The following is an 18,545-nucleotide window of genomic DNA, read 5'->3' on the forward strand; positions in this document are numbered from 1 at the left end:
GCTCACCGATGCTGCGCAATGTCTCTTATGTCGCGGAATCTCGTGCAATTGCGCGGAGAGCATGCCGTCGAAAGCACGCAACACTTCGATGGCTGAGTCCGCCCACAAGCGTACCAAGCGCAGCCTCGTCGACCAGGCGTGGCTCCTGATGATGCTGCCCGCCCTGTTCTGGGCCGGCAACGCCATCGTCGGCCGCTCCGTCGCAGGCGAGGTGCCGCCGGTTGCGCTTGCGTTCTGGCGATGGGCCACGGGGGCGCTGCTCCTTCTGCCGCTCGCGTGGCGACATCTCGGCCGCGATCTTCCCATGATGCTGCGGGCATGGCCGATCCTTCTGGTGCTGTCCGCGCTCGGCATCGGCGTGTTCAACACGTTCCTCTACATCGGCGCGCAGACCACCACCGCACTCAACATCGTCATGATCCAGTCCGCCATGCCGGCGCTGATCGTCGTGTTCACGTTTTTGATCTTCCGGGAGAAAGTGACCCTTCGACAGGCGCTCGGGGTCCTGGTCTCGATCGCGGGTACGCTGACGCTGGTCACGCATGGCGACGCGTCTGTGCTCCTGCAGTTTGCGTTCAATCGCGGTGACCTGTGGATGCTGGCGGGAACCGCGAGTTACGCGATGTATACGGCTCTTCTGCGCCGCCGCCCCGCCGTTCACGGTCTGAGCTTCGCGGTCGCGACATTCGCGATCGGCGCGCTGATGCTGCTGCCGTTCTACATGATGGAAACGCTCTCCGGCCACCCGATGCCGCTCAACGCTGCCTCGGTGCTCGCTGTCGGATATGTCTCCGTCTTTGCCTCGATCCTGGCTTACCTCAGCTATAATCGGGCCGTTGCACTGATCGGGCCGAACACGGCAGGCTTGACGATCTACCTCGTCCCGGTCTTCGGAACCATTCTGGCAATCGTTCTTCTGGGCGAGATTCCTCGCCTGTATCACGGTGTTGGAATTGCGCTGATTGCGATTGGCATCGTGCTCGCCACACGCAAGACGGCGAAAGCTTCGTGACGTTTCGTGATCGTAGAATTTGGAGAGCCAAATAGCAGCAAGCATCGTGGCTCTCACCTCACCCGGCTGCTGCGAAAGCAGCCGGGTGAGGTGGCGGCGCGACGTCACCAGTTATGTTTTCAATCGAACCATCCACAGCACCGCTATCGGCTCTGCTCCTGCAAAGCCTTCACGTCTGCGGTCGTCAGCGCTCTGCCGCCGATGGCCCATTCTCCACTGGCGACTTCGTAGACGCGGACCCAGGTGACGCCGCGCATAGCTTCGCCTTCGATCTCCACCATGGCATCCGTGATCTTGTTGATCATCGCTTGCTTCTGGCTCTTGTCGAAGGCGCCTTCGATGAGGTGAATGTCGACGAGTGGCATGTCGGTTCCTTTCGATGCTGGGTCTATCGCTTCGGGTCGATCCCGCGGCGTGGCCCGAACATCCCATGCCTTCCGGCCGAACGGCCAGTTCAGGAACTGAATCGCACCCGGTATAGAAACTGAACTAGCCTACGAGGCCCATACCGCGTACCCTCGCTTGGCCTTGGATGGCGCCATGCCGTCGAGGAGGCTGACCATGACCGACAGCAGCTATGAACAGTTCTGTCCCGTGGCGATGGCCGCGGAGGTCCTGTGTGCCCGGTGGACGATGGTTCTCCTGCGCGAGTTCGTCGCCGGGTCGACCCGCTTCAACGAGCTGAGGCGCGGCGTGCCGAGAATGTCGCCGGCGCTACTGTCGAAGCGCCTGAAGGATCTCGAAACAGCCGGGATCATCGAGCGCTCCCGGGTGGCCGGGGAGCCGGATCTGTTCGAATACCGATTGACCGAGGCGGGACGGGATCTGAAGCCCGTCATCGAGGCCGTCGGTAGTTGGGGGCAGAGGTGGATCAAGACCGAAGCGTCGCTGGAGAAATTGGATCCCAATCTGCTGATGTGGGATATGCGGCGCAACATCGACCCCTCTCCCATGCCGCGCCGCCGGAACACCATCCAGATCATCTTCACCGATCTTCAGGAAGCGCAGCGAAACTGGTGGCTGATCGTGGAGCCGGATCAGGACGTCGATCTGTGCTCGGTCGATCCGGGGTTCGACGTCGACCTCTACCTGTCGACCGACCTGCGGACCATGACCGAAATCTGGATGGGCTACACGCCGATCGCCCGCGCCAAGGAACAGGGGAGGCTCATCCTCACGGGAAACCGGCAGCTCGAGGCCGATCTGGGGCGCTGGTTGAGCTTGAGTCCGTTTGCGAAGGTCGGGAAACTGGTCGCGTAGAGAACAGTCCCGGCATGGAGCCAGGGTCTGCCTCAGCTCCCGGCATAGACGAGGCGCGGCAGCCAGAGCACGATTTGGGGAAACACGATGCAGAGCGTGACCCCGATGGCCTGGAGGCACAGGAACGGGACTGCGGAGCGGAAAATCATGGCCATCGAGATCTGCGGCGGCGCGACGCTCTTGAGATAGAACAGCGAGTAGCCAAAGGGCGGGCTCAGGAAGGCCATCTGCATGTTGACCATGAAGATGACGCCGTACCAGAGCGGCACGTCCGCGGATGCGAGCCCTGACATTCCGAAGACACCGTCGAAATTGAGGCTCTTCAGGATCGGCAGGAAGATCGGCACCGTCAGCAGCAGGATTCCGACCCAGTCGAGAAACATGCCGAGCACGAACAGGATCACCATCATCAGGGCGAGCACGCCGTAAGCGGCCAGCCCCGTGCCGAGGATCGACTCGGCCACGAAGGTCTGGCCCCCCTTCAGGATGAAGAAGCCGACGAACATCGTGGCGCCGAAGAAGATCCACATCACCATCGCGGTGGCCTTTAGCGTCGCGATGCCGGCATCCCGGATCGTGTCCCAGGTCAGGCGCCGGTGCACGGCGCAGACGATGAATGCCCCGAAGGTGCCGATGCCGGCGGCCTCCACCGGCGTAGCGATGCCGAAGAAGATGACGCCGAGGACGAGCAGAATTAGCAGAATCGGCATGACGGTGCCGCGCAAGAGCCTGATCTTCTCGGCGAAGTTGACCCGCTCGTTCCGCGGCAGCGCCGGGCCGAGTTTCGGGTTGATGTAGCACCGCACGGTCACGTAGGTGATGTAGAGTCCCGAGAGCAGGAAGCCGGGAAAGACGGCACCGACGAGGAGCTCGCCGAGCGACTGCTGCGCCACGACCGCATAGACGATCGCCATCACCGAGGGCGGGATGAGAATGCCGAGCGTGCCGCCAGCGAGGAGCGCGCCGCAGGCGAGCTTGGCGTCGTAGTTGCGCCTTAGCATCGCCGGCAGGGCGATCATCCCCATGGTGACTTCGGTCGCGCCGACGACGCCCACCATGGCGGCGAGCAAGGTGCAGGAGATCACCGTTGCCGAGGCGAGGCCGCCCTTCACGCCGCCGAGCCACTTGTAGACGACGTCGAACAGCTCCTCGATGATGCCGGCCTTCTCGAGGATCGCCGCCATGAATATGAACAGTGGCACCGCCGAGAGCTGATAGTCCGTCATGAACGGGAACACCCGCGCCGGCAGCATGTTCAGCATCTGCGGTTCGCCGAACACGTAAAGAAAGATGATGGCGAGGCTGCCGGTGCAGAAGGCCATCGGCAGGCCGAGAAGGAGCAGCACTCCGAGCCCGCCGAACATCAGCACGCTCAGCCATTCGATCGGCAGAGTGAGGCCCATGGCTCAGTCGATCCTTCGGGTGACGATGGCAATGTCGCGTGTGAGGCGGGCGAAACCCTGCAGCAGCAGGAGCGCCGCGCCGATCGGAATCGCGAGCTTTACGGGCCAGTACTGGACACCCCATTCGGTGAACGACGATTCACGCACCGCGATCGCATCGTGCGCGAAGGTCCAGCCGGTCACCATCATGGTGCCGACGAAGATGAAGAAGAACACCGACGTGATCACGTCGCAGATCGCGCGGCCGCGCGGCGACAGCTGGCTATAGAGGATGTCGACGCGTACATGCGTCTCGTCCCGGTAGGCGTAGGCACCGGCGATCATATATTGCATGCCGAACATCAGGAACATGCTCTCGTGGACCCAGTTGGTCGGAGAGTTGAAGACGTATCGGGCCACGACTTCGTAGTAATAGGCAAAGACGGCGAGCACGGCCCAGTAGGCCACGAATTCGCCCGACACCCGCACGAGCCGATCGATCAAACCGAGTCCCTTGGCGGCGGGCGAATGCACCAAATTGCTCGGAACCGCGGTATCGAGCGGCGCTTCAACGACGGGCGGAGGCGGCAGGGGCTCGCGCTTGCGCGCCTCCCGCACCAACCCGGGGATCAGCACGGCATCGCCGAGCAACATGAGGCCGAGCACGATCGCGGCGATGCGGGCCAGCGTGGAGGCGCGATCCTGCGTGGCTTCGGCGGCCGCGGAGGCCTCCCTGGCGGGTGCGACCTTGGCTTCGGCCTCCCGGATGCGTGTTTCGGCGCCCTCGGGACGGCGGGCAGCGCTCGCCTTCGCGCGGGCGAGTGCCCGCTCGGCCTGCTCGAGTTCGACGCGCGTACGGGAGATCGTCTCCCGCCCGTCGCGCACTTGGCCAGCCGTCCAAAGCACGGCCAGGAATACCGGGATGAACACGAAGCCCCAGCGGTTTCGCAGATAAAAGCGGTGCATGCCCGCGAAGCCCGCCGTGACGAGAAACAGATAGGCCAGGAAGAAATTCGGCCGGCCCGCGTCCGGCCGGCCGCGCTCGCGAGCGACGAGCCAAGCCGCGATCAGGGGAAACACGGCCAGTGCTGTCCAATAGAGCCAGTGCGACAGGATGAAGGTCAGCGACGGCATGGAAAACGCCTGAACGCGGAGGGAGACACCCGCGTCGCGCGGGTGCCCGGGAATCACGGAGCGATCGTCATGTCCTGGTGGATCAGAGATCGACCTTCATGCCCTGGTACATATCGGGCGTGACGTAGCCGACGCTCGGATTCTCCATGATCTCGAGCTGCTTCTGGAACAGGCGCGCGGCGTCCTTGTCCTTGTTGGCCCATTTAAACCAGATCGGCACGGCAACGCGCTGGAACTTTTCGAGATCCTCGGGTTCGAGGCGGTTGACCTCGGTACCGGCCTTCTCGAATTTGGGCCAGGTCTCCATGTCGGCCTTCTGGATGGCGCCGAAATGGATGTTCGAATAGACCTGCACCTCGTCGTCGACAAACCGCTTCAGCTTGTCGGGCAGCTTGTTCCAGACGTTCATGTTGACCACGAGATCCATCAGGTCGACCGGCTGGTAGATCGACATCAGGCCCTCGGGTCCCATCGAGATGTATTTGGTCACCTGCTGGAACCCGAGGTCCCAGTTGACGGCCGGGCCGGTATAGTCTGCCGCGTCGATGGTGCCCTTCTCGAGCGCCGAGAACACCTCGCCGCCGGGAAGCAGCGTCGTCTTGGCGCCCGCGGCCGCGAAGGTCTCGGCGATCATACCGCCGGGCACGCGCAGCTTCAGATCCTTGAAGTCCTCAAAGGAGCGGATCGGCCTCTTCGAGTGGATGATGTTGGCGCCGTGGTGGATGCGATTGACGTAATGGAGGCCCTGTTTCGCAAAGATCTCGCGCGCTGCCTGCAGGCCTCCCTTCGCGTAGAAGAACATGTCCCATTCGTGCGGGTGGCGGAGACCGAGCGTGTAGGAGCTCAAGAAGGCGGCCGCAGGCATCTTGCCGACCCAGTAGAGCGTAAACGAGTTCATCGCCTCGAGCACGCCGTTCTTGACGCCATCGAGAAGCTCGAAGTCGCCGACGAGTTCCTTGGCGGCGAAGGGCCTGAACTCGAGCTCGCCGCCCGTCTTCTCTTTGATGGTGCCGCACCAGTCCTTGAAGGTCTGCAGGCCGACGCCAGCTGGCCAGGACGTCTGGACCTTCCAGACGATGGTCTCAGCGGCAACCGCATTGCGCACGTGTGGCGCGGCGATCCCTGCGGCGGCACCGAGTGCAGTGGTCTTCAGGAACTTGCGGCGGGTCGTGTCCGACGTATCGCGATTACGGGTGTCCGTCATGATCTTTCCTCCCTCTCCAGATGTCTGTTCTTTTTCTATTTGGCCCCGGAGACCGCCTTACCTTGCAGCCTTGGCAGGGAATGCGCAAGATGATGTTGCAAGTCGTGCCCGGGCCTCTGGAAGGTTGGGCAGAATTTGGCCAAGTAAGTGGTCATTACCGGCCGGGTCGGGTATGGATGTCGACAGGTCGTCGACCACCATCTGGACAGTATCCATCTCCTCGGATGGGCGCTGGTCGCGCCGCAGTGCCTCCCCCCGACATGGGTTGCCGCGGGAATACTGAGAAAGGATGATGCTCGGGACCATCCGAAAGGAGGGGCTGTGGTCGTTGCGAGGATGGCGAAGCGATCTGGACATTGGCGCGCACGACTCCTGGATTGCCTCGCCTGAGGCTCTCATGCCCTCTTCGTCATTGCGAACAAAGTGAAGCAATCCAGGCGACCGCCACAGAACGGATGCTTTCGCCTGCGGCTTTCGAGCACGAGAAGGGCATGCGAGCGTGCGACGACAGCCCAATTCTCCTTTGCCTATATCTGTTCAAGGGATGTCACGACGAATCTCTCCTTTGCGCAGGCCCGGAGTCGGAGTGATGATCGATCCGGAGGAACGCAGGAGTGACAGAAGGAGAACGCAATGTATCTGGCCCGCTTTTCCTATGACGTGCTGCCGGTCAATCGCCAGCGCGCCATCGACTTCATCCGGCGCGAGGTCGAGGCCGCCCGGAGCAATGGCTTGAACGCTCGGTTGCTCATACCACTGACCCGCGGGCAGGGCGGCGCGGCGCTCCAATTCGAGGTCGAACTCACGAACCTCGACCAGCTCGATCAGTTCCGCAGTCACGGCGTTGGATCGAATCAGGAGACCGGTGACTGGATGCACGCTTTCAGCGAAATTCTGCTCACGCCGCCCATGGTTGAGATCCTTCGCGTCAACCCGTGATCGGATCAATCTGATCGGACGGCAACACATCACGCTCGGAGAGGGCCTGGACGGCGAGTTTGCGCGCGATCGCCCTCGTTTCAAGCCGGCAGTTACGATCTCCGATGCCCCTTCAATGATTTCCAGAGGGGCGCCAGGACAAACTCGGTCACCGGAATCAGCACCGCGCCGACGAGCAAACCGAAGATTCCCGAGCCTGCTGCCGTGACCAGCCATTCGATGGCTCCAGCGACGGCCGGCAGCGCGTGGGAAACGACCTCTGCAGCGTGGTGGATCAGGTCGCCGATCAGTCGCAGGCCATATTCCTCCAGGCCATGCAAGATGATGCCGCCTCCGACCCAGATCATCGCAGCCGTGCCGACGACGGCGAGCAATTTCAGGAAGACCGGCATGCCGCGAACGAGGCCGCGCCCGATCGCCCTCGTCAGGCCGCCGAAGGCCGAGGCCGATCTGCTCCGGGCGAGCGCGACGCCGACGTCGTCCGCCTTCACGATCAGGGCGACGCCGCCATAGACGGCCGCCGTGATGCCGACGGCGACCACCGCCAGAACGACGGCTCGCATGAGAAAGCTGCCCTCCGGAACGGCTGCAAGCGTGATCGCCATGATCTCCGCCGAGAGAATGAAATCGGTCTTGATGGCGCTCGAGACCTTCTGGTCCTCGAGAGTCTGCGCATTGCCCACCACGGTGCCGAGATGTGCCTCATGAGTATGCGCGCGATGCGGAAAGGTGGCCTCGAAGACCTTCTCCGCGCCCTCGTAGCACAGATAGGCTCCACCCAGCATGAGCAGCGGTGTGATGGCCCAGGGGGCGAAGAGGCTGAGCGCCAGGGCCGCCGGCAAAAGGAACAGCAGCTTGTTGCGCAGGGAGCCGACTGCGATCTTGCCCACGATCGGCAACTCGCGTGCGGCGGTGAAGCCGACCACATAGCGCGGCGTGACGGCCGCATCGTCGATCACGACGCCTGCGGCCTTGGCGCCTGCCTTGGCGGCCTGGCCGGCCACATCGTCCAGCGAGGCGGCCGCGACCTTGGCGAGGCTGACGACGTCGTCGAGAAGCGCGATCAGTCCGATGCTCACGGGTGTTCCTTGCGATGGCCTCCGGCAGGGCTGCCAGATGAGGGATGATGTCGAGACAGGCAACGAGCGAAATCAGCTGCCCGCGCGTTCCAGTCAATCTGGACGCGGACCGCTGCCTTCGCTGATAGCGGCAACGCTCTGCCGGGCTGGAAAGGTCCGGTCAGGGGTGACGGGCTCCTCTCCTGAGCGCGGAAGTTCGCAAGACGGGATCGGGCTCCCTCATCCGCCCTCGATCCTGTCACGCCAAGGCCGCGCTCACGTCAGCGCCGGCAGAGATAATGAATCCAGGGGTCCCGGGTATTCGCGTAATCACGCGGTTCCAGCAATCGGCCATCGAGAGCGACCGCTCGGCAGTCACGGAATCCTGCATCCGCGAGCTGACACATCTGATGCTCGATGTGGATGTAATAGGTAACCAGCGAGTAGTGCTCTCCCTCGTCGTTGCGAAGCTCGTAGGTTTCGGCCTGCCTTTCATGTCGCCTGTTGACCGATGCGTTTCGGATTCCTCTCGTGTACCGGACGAGCTGGTGTGCGAAGGATCGTAGCTCTCTGAAGGGATTGGTTCGGAGCGGGAGATGATCCGGGCTCCAGGCCGAACGCACCGATGCGGCACGGTTGTGTGACGAGAAGACAAAGGCTCCGCCAGCCGAGAGCACGTGTCTTACGTCGGCAAGGACCCGGATTCGGTCCTCGTGCTCGATGTAGTCGATCCCGTTGTAACTGAAGAGTACGAGGTCGAACGTGCCTTCGCCGAGTTGCGAAAGATCGCGGACGTCGAATGTCCGGAGGTCTACGCCGGGGTAGCGGCTCCTGCACTGCTCGATCATCTCTGGGGAATAATCGATGCCGAGATAGTTCCTGCTGATCTCGATCAGGAAGGGAGTCGTCCTTCCGCCCCCGACACCGATATCGAGAATGCGCCTGCCGCTAAACTCCGACTGCAGCCGTGACAGAATCTCCATCTCCGGCGGCTGAAGCCCCGCGGCCTTCCCGTATTCCGAGACGACGCGCGCGTTGCTGTAGGCCCTCAGGTTCAGCGAGGAGATGTCCGTCACGGGTTCCAACCCGAGGTTGTGCACTCATCATCCTGCGCGGGATGCTCGCGCCGTGCTACACTCGGCACGGGACCAATGGATTCCGGAGGAAGGCGCATTGCAATGGCAGGATTCCTGCTTCGTACACTGATCGCAGCGCTCGGGCTCTGGCTGGCATCTGAGCTGATCCCCGGCATCGACGTGCAGAACGGCGCGACTTTGGTGGTCGCGGCTCTTCTCCTAGGTCTCGTGAATGCTTTCGTGCGGCCGGTGGCCGTCATCCTGACGCTGCCGCTTTCGATTATCACGCTGGGCCTCTTTCTGCTCGTCATCAATGCCGGCATGCTGGGGCTCGTGGCTTGGCTGCTCGACGGATTCAGCATCGCGGGCTTCTGGTCGGCGCTGTTCGGTTCCCTCGTGATTAGCATCACGAGCTGGCTGGCATCCTGGTTCATCGGCCCGCGCGGGCGCGTCGAGGTCATGGTCACGCACCAGCGCTATGACGGAAGGCCCTGACGCCCACCCGTGTGCTCCGGCGCGATGCCGGCATGGGCCCGGTCATGTCCCGGCGTTCTCGTGCAATTGGCCTCCTCGAAGCAATCGCCGGGCCATGTCCGCGGTCTGCAAGGCAGAACGCTCCGTCGGGAAATGGGCCGCCAGATAGCGGGCGATCGCGACCAGGATGTGCCGGCCTTGGTCGGTGTTCCCCCACGCGTGAAACTGACGAACCCCTGCTTCGAGGATCTGATAGGCGTGGAAGCCCGCATCTTCCCTGAGGAGCGCTCGTGCAAGAGTGGCGATGAGGGCTGAAGGCGGGTGGCCCAGCCTGAGATGGCGCGCCACCAATCGACCCGCCGTTTCGACCTGCTGCTGCCGATCGAAGGCGTCGAGCAGTGCCGCTCTGATCTCATCCTGAGCGGCCGGAAGATCATCCAGCCGATCATCGCCATCACCGGGCAACCGGGCCGGTGGGACGTTCAGATACCGCGCAAGGTAGATGGCCATGGCGCCGTGGAGAACGCCTCTGACCGCCTCCGTCGCGGCGCCGGCGCGCGCACGACCGGCTTCGATCCGCTTCAAGGCCTGATGGGCGGCATTGCAGTAGGTGAAGACGTGATGAGCCGTCTCCCAATCAGCATGCTCGTTGGCCGTGCCGAATTGGGCGACCCGCAGCGCCGCCGCATAGACGAGCGAGCGCCCGAGATCGGTGGGCGCAGCCCCGTCCCGCGCCGCTGCCTGCAGCGCCTGCAGGATGGCCGAGGGATCATCACCCAGCAGGGACTCGGCCAGAGACACGTGGCCGGTCCAGGGAGCCTCGCCCCGGTTGGCCTCCAACGGATCCCGCAATTCGTCGGCTGCCGTCCCACACAGGGTGACGAGGTCGATAGGATGGCGCCAGGCAGTCATCTCTTCCGCACCGCGCGCTGCCGTCATCTGTCCAACGACGCTCGGCAGGACGGAAGCCGCATGCTCCCATCCGATGAGATCCAGACATTCGAACGCCTTGCTGACGAAGTCGAGCGAGTGCCCCGAATCGGCATAGATGCGATCCGTCGCAGTCGAGAACAGAAGGTCGGCCAGTTCGGCTTGGGGCATGCCCGTCGCGATCGCCGTGAGAAGCGTTCGTTCCGCCGCCTCCCGGTGACGGACCCCGCTCCAGCGCCGGAGCCAGCGCTCGAGGGCAGCGGGATCGGGATGGCTCGTGAGCGGCATCCGTTCCCGGCGCAGCGGCTGTCCCTCGCAGTCGGCAGCCACGCGGCGAATACCGTGGAACAGGGCGAGGTAGACCTCCTCGTCGGGCAGGATCGGCAGCAGGTTGCCGAGCCCGGTGAGGATCGTCAGGCCAGTGCTCCAGTCGTCCCGGTTCTGCACTCCGAACAACACCGCCTGCCGCAGGATGCTCGCGGGCGAGACGCCGGCTGCGAGCTGCCCCTGCACGGCCTTTGCAATGACCAGGCTCAGATCGTGGGCAAGGCCATCGTCGAGCCGCTTCTGCCAGTGACGGGAGGGATCCGCGTGGCCGAAGGCCGGCCTGATCCAGACTTCGTGGCCGTTGCGGATCTCTACCGGACAGGTCGGAACATCATCGGCCCATAGGTCGAAGGTGCAACCACTCGCAAGATCGAACCGGGCGTGGTGCCAATGGCAGGTGAGGATTCCATCCTCGACGCTGCCCCGCTCGAGCGGGAAACCCATATGCGGGCAGCGGTTGTCCAGAGCGAACACCCGTCCACCATCATGGATCAGGAGAATGGGCGGGTGGCGCCCGTGGACGACGAGCCGCCCCTTGGCCTCGAGCTCATCGAGGTTGCACGCCCACACAAAATCTGAGGCCGGCATGTCCATCGCCGAACTCCGTTCGACAGCGGCAGGATCTGCATCATAGCAGGCCCGACACCGGGGCGTGAGCATCTCGGAGCGGGCCAAAATCTGGAGGCATCTTCGAAGTGTCCGTGCCGGGATTGGCGCGCCTGAATTCACCTCTGGCCAGTGCTCTGATTATTCATCCAGATCTGCCCCGGCCTCATGGCAATGAAGCGCTGATGAGAGATGCCCAGGTTTCGCAAAGCGGTTGCAAGATCTTGTGGTGGCTGATCGACGCCCTCGTTTGTGAGCCGAAAAGTTCCCCAATGAAACCCAAGGGCGGATCGGGCTTCGAGAATACGGAACGCGCGAACCGCTTCTTCGGGGTTCATGTGCTGGGGAGCCATGAACCAGCGGGGCTCATAGGCGCCGATCGGCAGGAGGGCGATATCCAGACGGCGATGACGGGCCGCGATGTCATGAAAGTGCCGGCCGCCGGCGAAGCCCGTATCGCCTGCAAAGTAAACGGAACGACCTGCACCGCGCAGAACGAAGGATGCCCAGAGCGCATGATTTCGATCGTTGGTGGCCCGAGCCGACCAATGATGGGCTGGCTCGGCGAAAGCCAGAACACCGGGTGCGAGTTCGATGCGGTCGCCCCAATCCAGACCCGTTACCGCGATGTCCGGGTGTTGTGCGCGGATGATGGTGTCATTCCCGAGCGGAGTCAAAATTCTTGGTTGGTCGCGTTTCCAGAGACGCACAAGAGTTGGGATATCCAGGTGATCGTAGTGGTTATGCGAGACCAGCACCGCATCGATGCGGGGCAAGTTATCGAACGCAACGCCGGGCGGGTTGTGTCGTCGAGGCCCTGCAAACGGCACCGGGCTGGCGCGCTCTGACCAGATGGGATCCGTGAGGATGTTGCGGCCAGCCATCTGGATCAGGAATGTGGCATGCCCGATGAAGCTGATGCGCAGGTCGCGTCCTCCGACGCGTGCCGGAGGCGTGTCCTCGAACGGGCTCGGATAGATCTCGGGCCACGGCACCGCGCGTTCGGTGAACTGCCAGCGCAGGAAGTCACCGAAACCTCGGGGTGGCTGGCCTCCGGGGTTGAAGAAGCGCTGACCGTCGAAGTGATCGCTCAGTGGACCGCTGTAATAGAAGCCACCCTGGTTGGCGCGTGCGCTCGTAGCGCCAAGAAACGGAAGAGATCCGAGCAGTTGTATGAACCTTCTGCGGGATAGCACGTCACGCCTTTCGATCTGGATTCCGGTCCGGCATGGCTCGGCTCAGGACGCCCTCCTTCAGCAGACACCACGAGAGCAAGCAAAATCCCCGCGAGGGCATCTGCCGGTGGCTGGGATTGTCACTGATGCGGTGCAGGTCGCCGTACCTCGGCCTTATGCCCCGGAGCCGCTCAGGGCCGGAGGTCTATCGCAGCCCAAGCCGAACCGTTCGCCTCACGGACCTCTGCGGGGCCCGTAGCTACCGGACATGATCCCGACTGCGAGCGGGTCGAAGCTGGTGATCCGGCTGTAGTCACGCCCCATCCCGGACCCGCCTCCGAGCCCGATCCCGATCGAGTCCACACCCGTGATCTCGATCCGGACCTTATCGAGCCCCTCCGCCTCGACGAGGCTGAAGAGAGTCTTGGCGTTCGCCGGCGCCAATCGCACGCAGCCGTGGGAGGCGGGTGTGCCGAGGCGGCCGACGGCATGGCTTCCGTGGATGGCATGGCCTGCATCCGTGAAGAAGATCGAGTGCGGCATGGGGGCGTTGTCCCACTCCCTCGAAAAGTGCGTCCTCGCCATGCGGGACGGCGTGAAGTTGCCGGCTGGCGTGGCATAGTCGGCCATTCCGGTCGATACGGGCCAGGAATATCGTTCCTTCCCATCGACGGACACACTCATTCGCTGCGTAGTCTTGTCGATCGAAATGAACACCTCAGCGCCCGCTGCCGGAGCCAGGACCAAGGCTCCGAGAAGCATGATCACGGATGGCATCAGATCTCGCATCGGCCAGCCTCCCCTTGCTGCGCGAGTTCCCCCGACGAGGACAGTAGGAGAATTACGGCGAGAAACCGCTAAGGTTCCAATCCGGTCAAATATTCGACTGCGTGATCCGGCCGATGAGGTCCGCCGCCCTGCCGCGAACCTGTAAACCGTAGAGGGTGGCGGGCCCGCTCTTTTGCGGCCACGGAATGGTGATCGGCCGGCGGTGCCGCTGGGATGGCCCGGTCGTGTCCGGCTCTCTTTTCAGCCACAGTTTTTCTGTTTGTAGATGGACTCGGTGCCGGATGGTCCGGCGCATCGCAAAGGCTGAGGATGTCCCGTGCCTTGTTGGCTGCGCTGCTCGCGATCCTGGCGCAGCTCCTTCCCGCACAGGCCGCCGATCAGGTCTTCTTCTGGGATCTCAAACCCAGATCCCTTCAGCTCCTCGTCGCGTCTCCCCAGGTCATGGTCACGCGGACCGATTCCGGATGGGATGCGTATTGCCGCTGCCCGGTCATCCTGAAGCCGTCGGAAATTCCCGCCGTGATGAAGAAGGCCATCGTGGCGGTCGAGGACAAGCGCTATTTCGATCACGGCGGGGTCGACGTCGTTGCGCTGCTTTCGGTCTTCAAGGGCGGGCTGAAACGCGGCGGCAGCACGATCCCCATGCAGCTCCTGAAGAACTTGGTCCTGCACGATCTGCGCGGGCGTGACACGCTCAGCCAGCTCGAGCGCAAGGGAACGGAGTTCTGGTACGCCGGGCTCTTCGATGAGGCCGTTGGAAAAGAGGAGCTTCTGGCCGCCTACCTCAACCAGGTCGAATTCGGTGGCCGCGAGATCGTGGGCCTGTATCGCGCCAGCCGGCACTACTTCCGGAAGGAGCCCAAGGATCTGACACTCTACGAGGCGGCTCTGCTGGCCGGAATGGTGCAGGCTCCCGCCCGTTTCAATCCCTTGAAGGAGACCACGCGCGAGCGGGCTCACAAACGCGCTCTGCTGGTTCTGAAGCTCATGCTCGACCAGGGGAAGATCAGCGAAGCGGAGTACCGCCACGCTGAACAGACCGGGGCTCAGCCCGGCGTGCTTGCGGAGTTCAAGATCCAGTCGCAGGCCTTCACGGAATGGGTGGTGCAGAGCTGGGGCGAGAAATACGTGCAGCCCGGCGAGACGGTCCGGTTCTTCGTGACCCTCGATCCGTTTCTCCAGCACCTTGCCGAGCGACATCTCGATGAGCTTCGCAGGAGCGGCACCATTCCCCCGCGATACGATGTCGGCGCAGTGATGTTGGCGCCGAGCGGGCGCGTGCAGGCGATGGTGGGCTCGACGGACTGGCCGGAGCGGCAGTTCAACAACGCCGTCAAGGCTAACGTTCAGGCCGGCTCGACCGCAAAGCTGCCTCTGCTGATCGCGGCTTGCGAAAGCGGCAGGACACCCGAAAGCCGCGTCGTCGACCAGCCGATCTCCGGGCGCTGGCCGTCGAACGGCGCACTCGGCTACCGGGGTGAAACGACCCTCAAAGAGGCGATCGCTTCATCGCGCAATGCCGCGGCGGTTCGGCTCGCTCAGGAGATCGGAACCGGGAAGGTCGCAGAGGTGAGCCGGCGCCTGGGTCTCGATCCCGGGTCTGCGGACGATCCGACCTTCGTCCTCGGCTCCTATTCCACCAACGTGCTGAAGATGACCGCGGCCTATACCGCCGTGGCGAATGGCGGCTATCGCGTGACCCCGTCGGGCGTGCTGGCCGTCGTCGATGGCCGCGGGCATGTCCGCGCCGACTTCCTGACGACGACGCGAGCCAGGGTCATCCCGGAGAAATGCATCGAGCCGACCCGGTCCGTCCTGCGGGAGGTCGTCCGCAATGGGACCGGCCGGGCGGCCGGGCTGAAGCGCTGGGCCGCGTATGGAAAGACCGGCACGTCGTCGGGAAATGCAGATGCCTGGTTCGTGGGCTGGAGCGAGGACCGGGTGCTGGGGATCTGGATGGGGCGTGCCCGCGACGCGGACGGACCGGCCCTCGTGGGGGCAGGAGCCCCGGCGGCGTATTTCAAGCGCGTCACGGAGGCCGCGATCGAACGAATCGAGCAGCAGGACAAGCTCGAGGCGCAACGGATCGCCACTCTCCGCAAGCGGCAAGGGATGGATCCGGGCGAGCTTCTGGACTGGTTTGCCAGCATGGCCCGATCCATGACGGCCTCGGCAACCCGGGCATCCCGGGACGGGATCCTCGAAGCCCCGATTCCGCCGCCTCGCCCGCGGGGCGAGCCCGCCTCGCGCGATCCGACCCCATGGCCGCTACCGCCACCACGCCCGCAGGGCTGACCATCAAGCCGGGGTGCATGCTGCGAGACAGAGGATTTGACTCCCGGCCACGGTCTGCGCTGCGATACCCCTTGCCCTCTCTCGAGAAAGCTTTCCAAACATGCATGATTTGTGGCGTCTTTCCGGAAGTGCCATTGCGGCCCTGGTGCGTGCGCGGGACGTGTCCGCGACAGAGGTCGCGCAGGCTGCCTTGGCCCGCCTCGAGGCTGTCAATTCCTCGATCAATGCCGTCGTCGATCGTCGTCCGGAGGATACTCTCGCCCAGGCGGCGCGGGTCGATGCCGCTCTGGCGCGCGGCGAGGATGTCGGGCCGCTCGCCGGAGTCCCGATCACCGTGAAGGTCAATCTCGATCAGGCGGGATTTGCGACCACGAACGGCGTGCGCCTGCAAAAGGATCTGATCGCCTACGAGAACAGCCCGGTGGTCGATAACATGCTCGCGGCCGGAGCCGTCATCCTGGGGCGGACCAATACGCCGGCATTCTCCTATCGCTGGTTCACCTCCAACTTGCTGCATGGCGAGACCCGGAATCCGCATGATCCCGGTCTGACGCCCGGCGGCTCCTCTGGGGGAGCGGCAGCCGCCGTCGCGGCCGGGATCGGAGCGATCGCTCTCGGCACCGACATCGCGGGCTCCATTCGCTATCCGGCCTATGCCTGCGGCATCCATGGCCTGCGTCCGTCTTTGGGCCGGGTTGCCGCGTTCAATGCCTCGTCGCCGGAGCGGAGCATCGGCGGTCAGATCATGGCCGTTTCCGGACCGATCGCGCGCTCGATCGAGGATCTGAAGCTCGGACTCGGCGCCCTGGCGCAACCGGATGCCCGGGATCCCTGGTGGGTGCCCGCTCCCCTCGAAGGGCCCGCCATGGAACGCCGCGTCGCGCTCTGCGCGAACCCAGGACAGCTCCAGACCGGCGAGGAGGTGAAGAGGGCACTCGGTGTCGCCGCTACCCGCCTCGAGGATGCCGGCTGGCATGTCGATGAGGTGACCGATCTGCCGCCACTGGACGAAGCCGTCGAGCTTCAGCTCATCCTGTGGCTTGCGGACGGCTTTACCGGCAAGCTCACGGATGCCGAGAAGGAGGGCGATCCGGGAGCTCTCACGGTTCTGCGTGCACACGAGGCGCTGGGTCGGTCACTCGACCTGACCTCGCTCTCGTCCGCGTTGACGCGCCGCGCAACCCTGATCAGGCAGTGGCAGCTCTTCCTCGAACGGTATCCCGTCGTCCTCATGCCGGTTTCCGGTGAATTGCCGTTCGAGAGCGGCCTCGATCTCCGGGATGCCGACTCCTTCCAGCGTGTCTGGCGAGCCCAGACACCGCAGATCGGCATTCCCTTTCTGGGACTGCCGGCGCTCGCCGTCACGACAGGGTTCGAAGGGCGGACGCCCGTCGGCGTTCAGGTCGTCTCGGCCCGGTTCCGGGAGGATTTGTGCCTGGCGGCGGGAGCCGCGATCGAAGCCGGAGGCGAGCCGCTGACGCCGGTCGATCCAGCCGCCGACTGATCATCGCGTGGGGGACGCCTCCTCGAGCGCCATGGCGCTCGAGGAACCGGCTTGCGCCCCGGGCATTCGGGTTGAAGGGGCAACCGCCCGGGGAGTCACCTGCCCATGTGTCTTGCCGGTACTTTTGAACGCTGGACAAGAGCAGCAGACCGGATCCTGCGCCTCGTGACCCGGCCGGTTCGTTTCGCGCAGGGTAAGGATGGCGTGGTTCTCGAGCCCTATCGAGGCTATGGATCCCGTCAAGAGATCTTCCTGATTGGTCGTGTATTCTGGCAGTCCGAACGTGCGACCGGCAACGATGGCCCGTTGCTGCAGTTGCGCAATGTCCGCCGTCGTCTCGTGCGCCGTGCGATTTCCGGCGCGGTCGTAACGGCCCGGTTCTGCGGCGCCGAGGTGCGCGTCACGGCTGATCGCGACGGCTACTTCAGGATTCACCTTCATCCCCGAACCGAACCGCCTGCCGATCCGCCCTGGCACATCGTGGATCTCGTTCTCGAGGAGCCTCAGCGGGTCGAGGCGCGTGGCCAGATCTTCATTCCACCCGAACGTTGTCGATACGTGCTCATCAGCGACATCGACGACACGATCATGCGCACGGGCGTCGCCAACAAGATCGCGATGCTCTGGCGGCTGTTCGTTCAGGGAGCCGACAGTCGCGTCGCGTTTCCCGGCGTCGCTGCCCTCTACAGGGCTTTTCACGGCGGCGTGTCCGGCACCGAGGATAATCCCATCCTCTACGTCTCACGAGCCCCATGGGGCATCTACGACATGCTGGACGAGTTCTTCAGACTGCACGGGATTCCGGTCGGCCCGATCCTGTTCCTGAGAGAGTGGGGCGTTTCCTGGAAAAGCCCACTGCCCCGCAAGGCTGAGGATCACAAGCAGGACCTGATCCGAAATATGCTCGCGCTCTACAGCGACCTGCCTTTCGTGCTGATCGGCGACAGCGGACAGCACGATCCCGAGGTGTACCGGCAGATCGTCGAAGAGCATCCCGGCCGTGTGCTCGCGGTGTACATTCGCAATGTTTCTCGGGATGCGAGCAGGATCGGGGAGATCGAAGACCTCGCCAAGGTCGTTGCTACAGCCGGCAGCAGCCTTGTCCTCGCCGCTGACTCTATTGCGATGGCGGAGCATGCCGCAAAAATCCGGCTCGTTCCCTCCGAGACGGTTGAAGAAGTCGCGCGGGAGAAAACAGTGCAACGTGACGAGCAGCCGCCGGTCGAAACGCGACAGATCAAGCGTCCGGCGCCGGAAGAAACCGCAGAAGCGGTTGCCGAAGGCAAACTGCACGACGTGCTCGACAGCGCTAAGGAAGGCCCACCGCCGAATGTCGTCGTCGAGCCTGCACGGCGGGATGTGCCGAGGAAGTTTGAGAAT

At 63.8% G+C, this 18,545-nt stretch carries 16 protein-coding genes; 7 read left to right on the forward strand and 9 right to left on the reverse strand.

The genetic code is table 11. The annotated features are described in order from the left end of the window. Positions 1–88: 88 nt before the first annotated feature. The gene (locus tag BN1233_RS15640; protein WP_046864616.1) at positions 89–1,012 is read left to right on the forward strand and encodes a DMT family transporter; all 924 of its coding nucleotides are present in this window, start codon (positions 89–91) and stop codon (positions 1,010–1,012) included. Positions 1,013–1,155: 143 nt separating this feature from the next. Here BN1233_RS15640 and BN1233_RS15645 read toward each other — a convergent pair whose 3' ends face one another. After that, positions 1,156–1,377, reverse strand: coding sequence for a tautomerase family protein (locus tag BN1233_RS15645; protein ID WP_046864450.1), 222 nt, complete (start codon positions 1,375–1,377; stop codon positions 1,156–1,158). 196 nt (positions 1,378–1,573) lie between these two features. Between BN1233_RS15645 and BN1233_RS15650 the strand changes: the two genes are divergently transcribed. Continuing rightward, on the forward strand, positions 1,574–2,272 hold the full coding sequence (locus tag BN1233_RS15650) for a winged helix-turn-helix transcriptional regulator (RefSeq protein ID WP_046864451.1): 699 nt from the start codon (positions 1,574–1,576) through the stop codon (positions 2,270–2,272). A gap of 32 nt (positions 2,273–2,304) precedes the next feature. Here the strand turns inward: BN1233_RS15650 and BN1233_RS15655 are convergent, their stop codons facing one another. The 3 genes from BN1233_RS15655 to dctP all read right to left on the reverse strand — a co-directional run bounded on the left by BN1233_RS15655 (position 2,305) and on the right by dctP (position 5,992). After that, positions 2,305–3,675, reverse strand: coding sequence for a TRAP transporter large permease (locus BN1233_RS15655; RefSeq protein ID WP_046864452.1), 1,371 nt, complete (start codon positions 3,673–3,675; stop codon positions 2,305–2,307). Between the two features lie 3 nt (positions 3,676–3,678). Further along, a complete protein-coding gene (locus BN1233_RS46915; RefSeq protein ID WP_046864453.1) occupies positions 3,679–4,788 on the reverse strand; it encodes a TRAP transporter small permease subunit in 1,110 nt (369 codons plus the stop codon). 82 nt (positions 4,789–4,870) lie between these two features. Further along, positions 4,871–5,992 carry a TRAP transporter substrate-binding protein DctP gene (gene dctP, locus BN1233_RS15665; protein ID WP_046864454.1) on the reverse strand — a complete coding sequence of 374 codons (1,122 nt, stop codon included), beginning with the start codon at positions 5,990–5,992 and terminating at the stop codon, positions 4,871–4,873. Between the two features lie 633 nt (positions 5,993–6,625). Between dctP and BN1233_RS15670 the strand changes: the two genes are divergently transcribed. Continuing rightward, positions 6,626–6,931, forward strand: coding sequence for a hypothetical protein (locus tag BN1233_RS15670; protein WP_046864455.1), 306 nt, complete (start codon positions 6,626–6,628; stop codon positions 6,929–6,931). Positions 6,932–7,023: 92 nt separating this feature from the next. Here the strand turns inward: BN1233_RS15670 and BN1233_RS15675 are convergent, their stop codons facing one another. Continuing rightward, positions 7,024–8,010, reverse strand: a complete 987-nt coding sequence (locus BN1233_RS15675; RefSeq protein WP_046864456.1) for a DUF808 domain-containing protein — start codon at positions 8,008–8,010, stop codon at positions 7,024–7,026. Between the two features lie 260 nt (positions 8,011–8,270). Continuing rightward, positions 8,271–9,065, reverse strand: coding sequence for a class I SAM-dependent DNA methyltransferase (locus BN1233_RS42945; RefSeq protein WP_147707275.1), 795 nt, complete (start codon positions 9,063–9,065; stop codon positions 8,271–8,273). 102 nt (positions 9,066–9,167) lie between these two features. Between BN1233_RS42945 and BN1233_RS15685 the strand changes: the two genes are divergently transcribed. Then, the gene (locus BN1233_RS15685; RefSeq protein WP_046864457.1) at positions 9,168–9,560 is read left to right on the forward strand and encodes a phage holin family protein; all 393 of its coding nucleotides are present in this window, start codon (positions 9,168–9,170) and stop codon (positions 9,558–9,560) included. 42 nt (positions 9,561–9,602) lie between these two features. On the opposite strand, the gene BN1233_RS15690 is transcribed toward BN1233_RS15685, so the two are convergent. The 3 genes from BN1233_RS15690 to BN1233_RS15700 all read right to left on the reverse strand — a co-directional run bounded on the left by BN1233_RS15690 (position 9,603) and on the right by BN1233_RS15700 (position 13,366). Further along, positions 9,603–11,384, reverse strand: a complete 1,782-nt coding sequence (locus tag BN1233_RS15690; protein WP_244470926.1) for a Rieske (2Fe-2S) protein — start codon at positions 11,382–11,384, stop codon at positions 9,603–9,605. A gap of 137 nt (positions 11,385–11,521) precedes the next feature. Continuing rightward, positions 11,522–12,598 carry an MBL fold metallo-hydrolase gene (locus tag BN1233_RS15695; protein WP_082145470.1) on the reverse strand — a complete coding sequence of 359 codons (1,077 nt, stop codon included), beginning with the start codon at positions 12,596–12,598 and terminating at the stop codon, positions 11,522–11,524. A gap of 213 nt (positions 12,599–12,811) precedes the next feature. Then, positions 12,812–13,366: a L,D-transpeptidase gene (locus BN1233_RS15700; protein WP_046864459.1), complete on the reverse strand. Its 555-nt coding sequence runs from the start codon at positions 13,364–13,366 to the stop codon at positions 12,812–12,814. Positions 13,367–13,675: 309 nt separating this feature from the next. On the opposite strand from BN1233_RS15700, the gene BN1233_RS15705 reads away from it, so the two are divergent. The 3 genes from BN1233_RS15705 to BN1233_RS15715 all read left to right on the forward strand — a co-directional run. Then, on the forward strand, positions 13,676–15,661 hold the full coding sequence (locus BN1233_RS15705; protein WP_052763804.1) for a transglycosylase domain-containing protein: 1,986 nt from the start codon (positions 13,676–13,678) through the stop codon (positions 15,659–15,661). 100 nt (positions 15,662–15,761) lie between these two features. Continuing rightward, on the forward strand, positions 15,762–17,165 hold the full coding sequence (locus BN1233_RS15710; RefSeq protein ID WP_046864460.1) for an amidase family protein: 1,404 nt from the start codon (positions 15,762–15,764) through the stop codon (positions 17,163–17,165). 105 nt (positions 17,166–17,270) lie between these two features. Continuing rightward, on the forward strand, positions 17,271–18,545 hold a 1,275-nt coding region (locus BN1233_RS15715), incomplete at its 3' end, for an App1 family protein phosphatidate phosphatase (protein ID WP_048709259.1).

This window comes from Microvirga massiliensis (assembly GCF_001006805.1).
Taxonomy (GTDB): Bacteria; Pseudomonadota; Alphaproteobacteria; order Rhizobiales; family Beijerinckiaceae; genus Microvirga; species Microvirga massiliensis.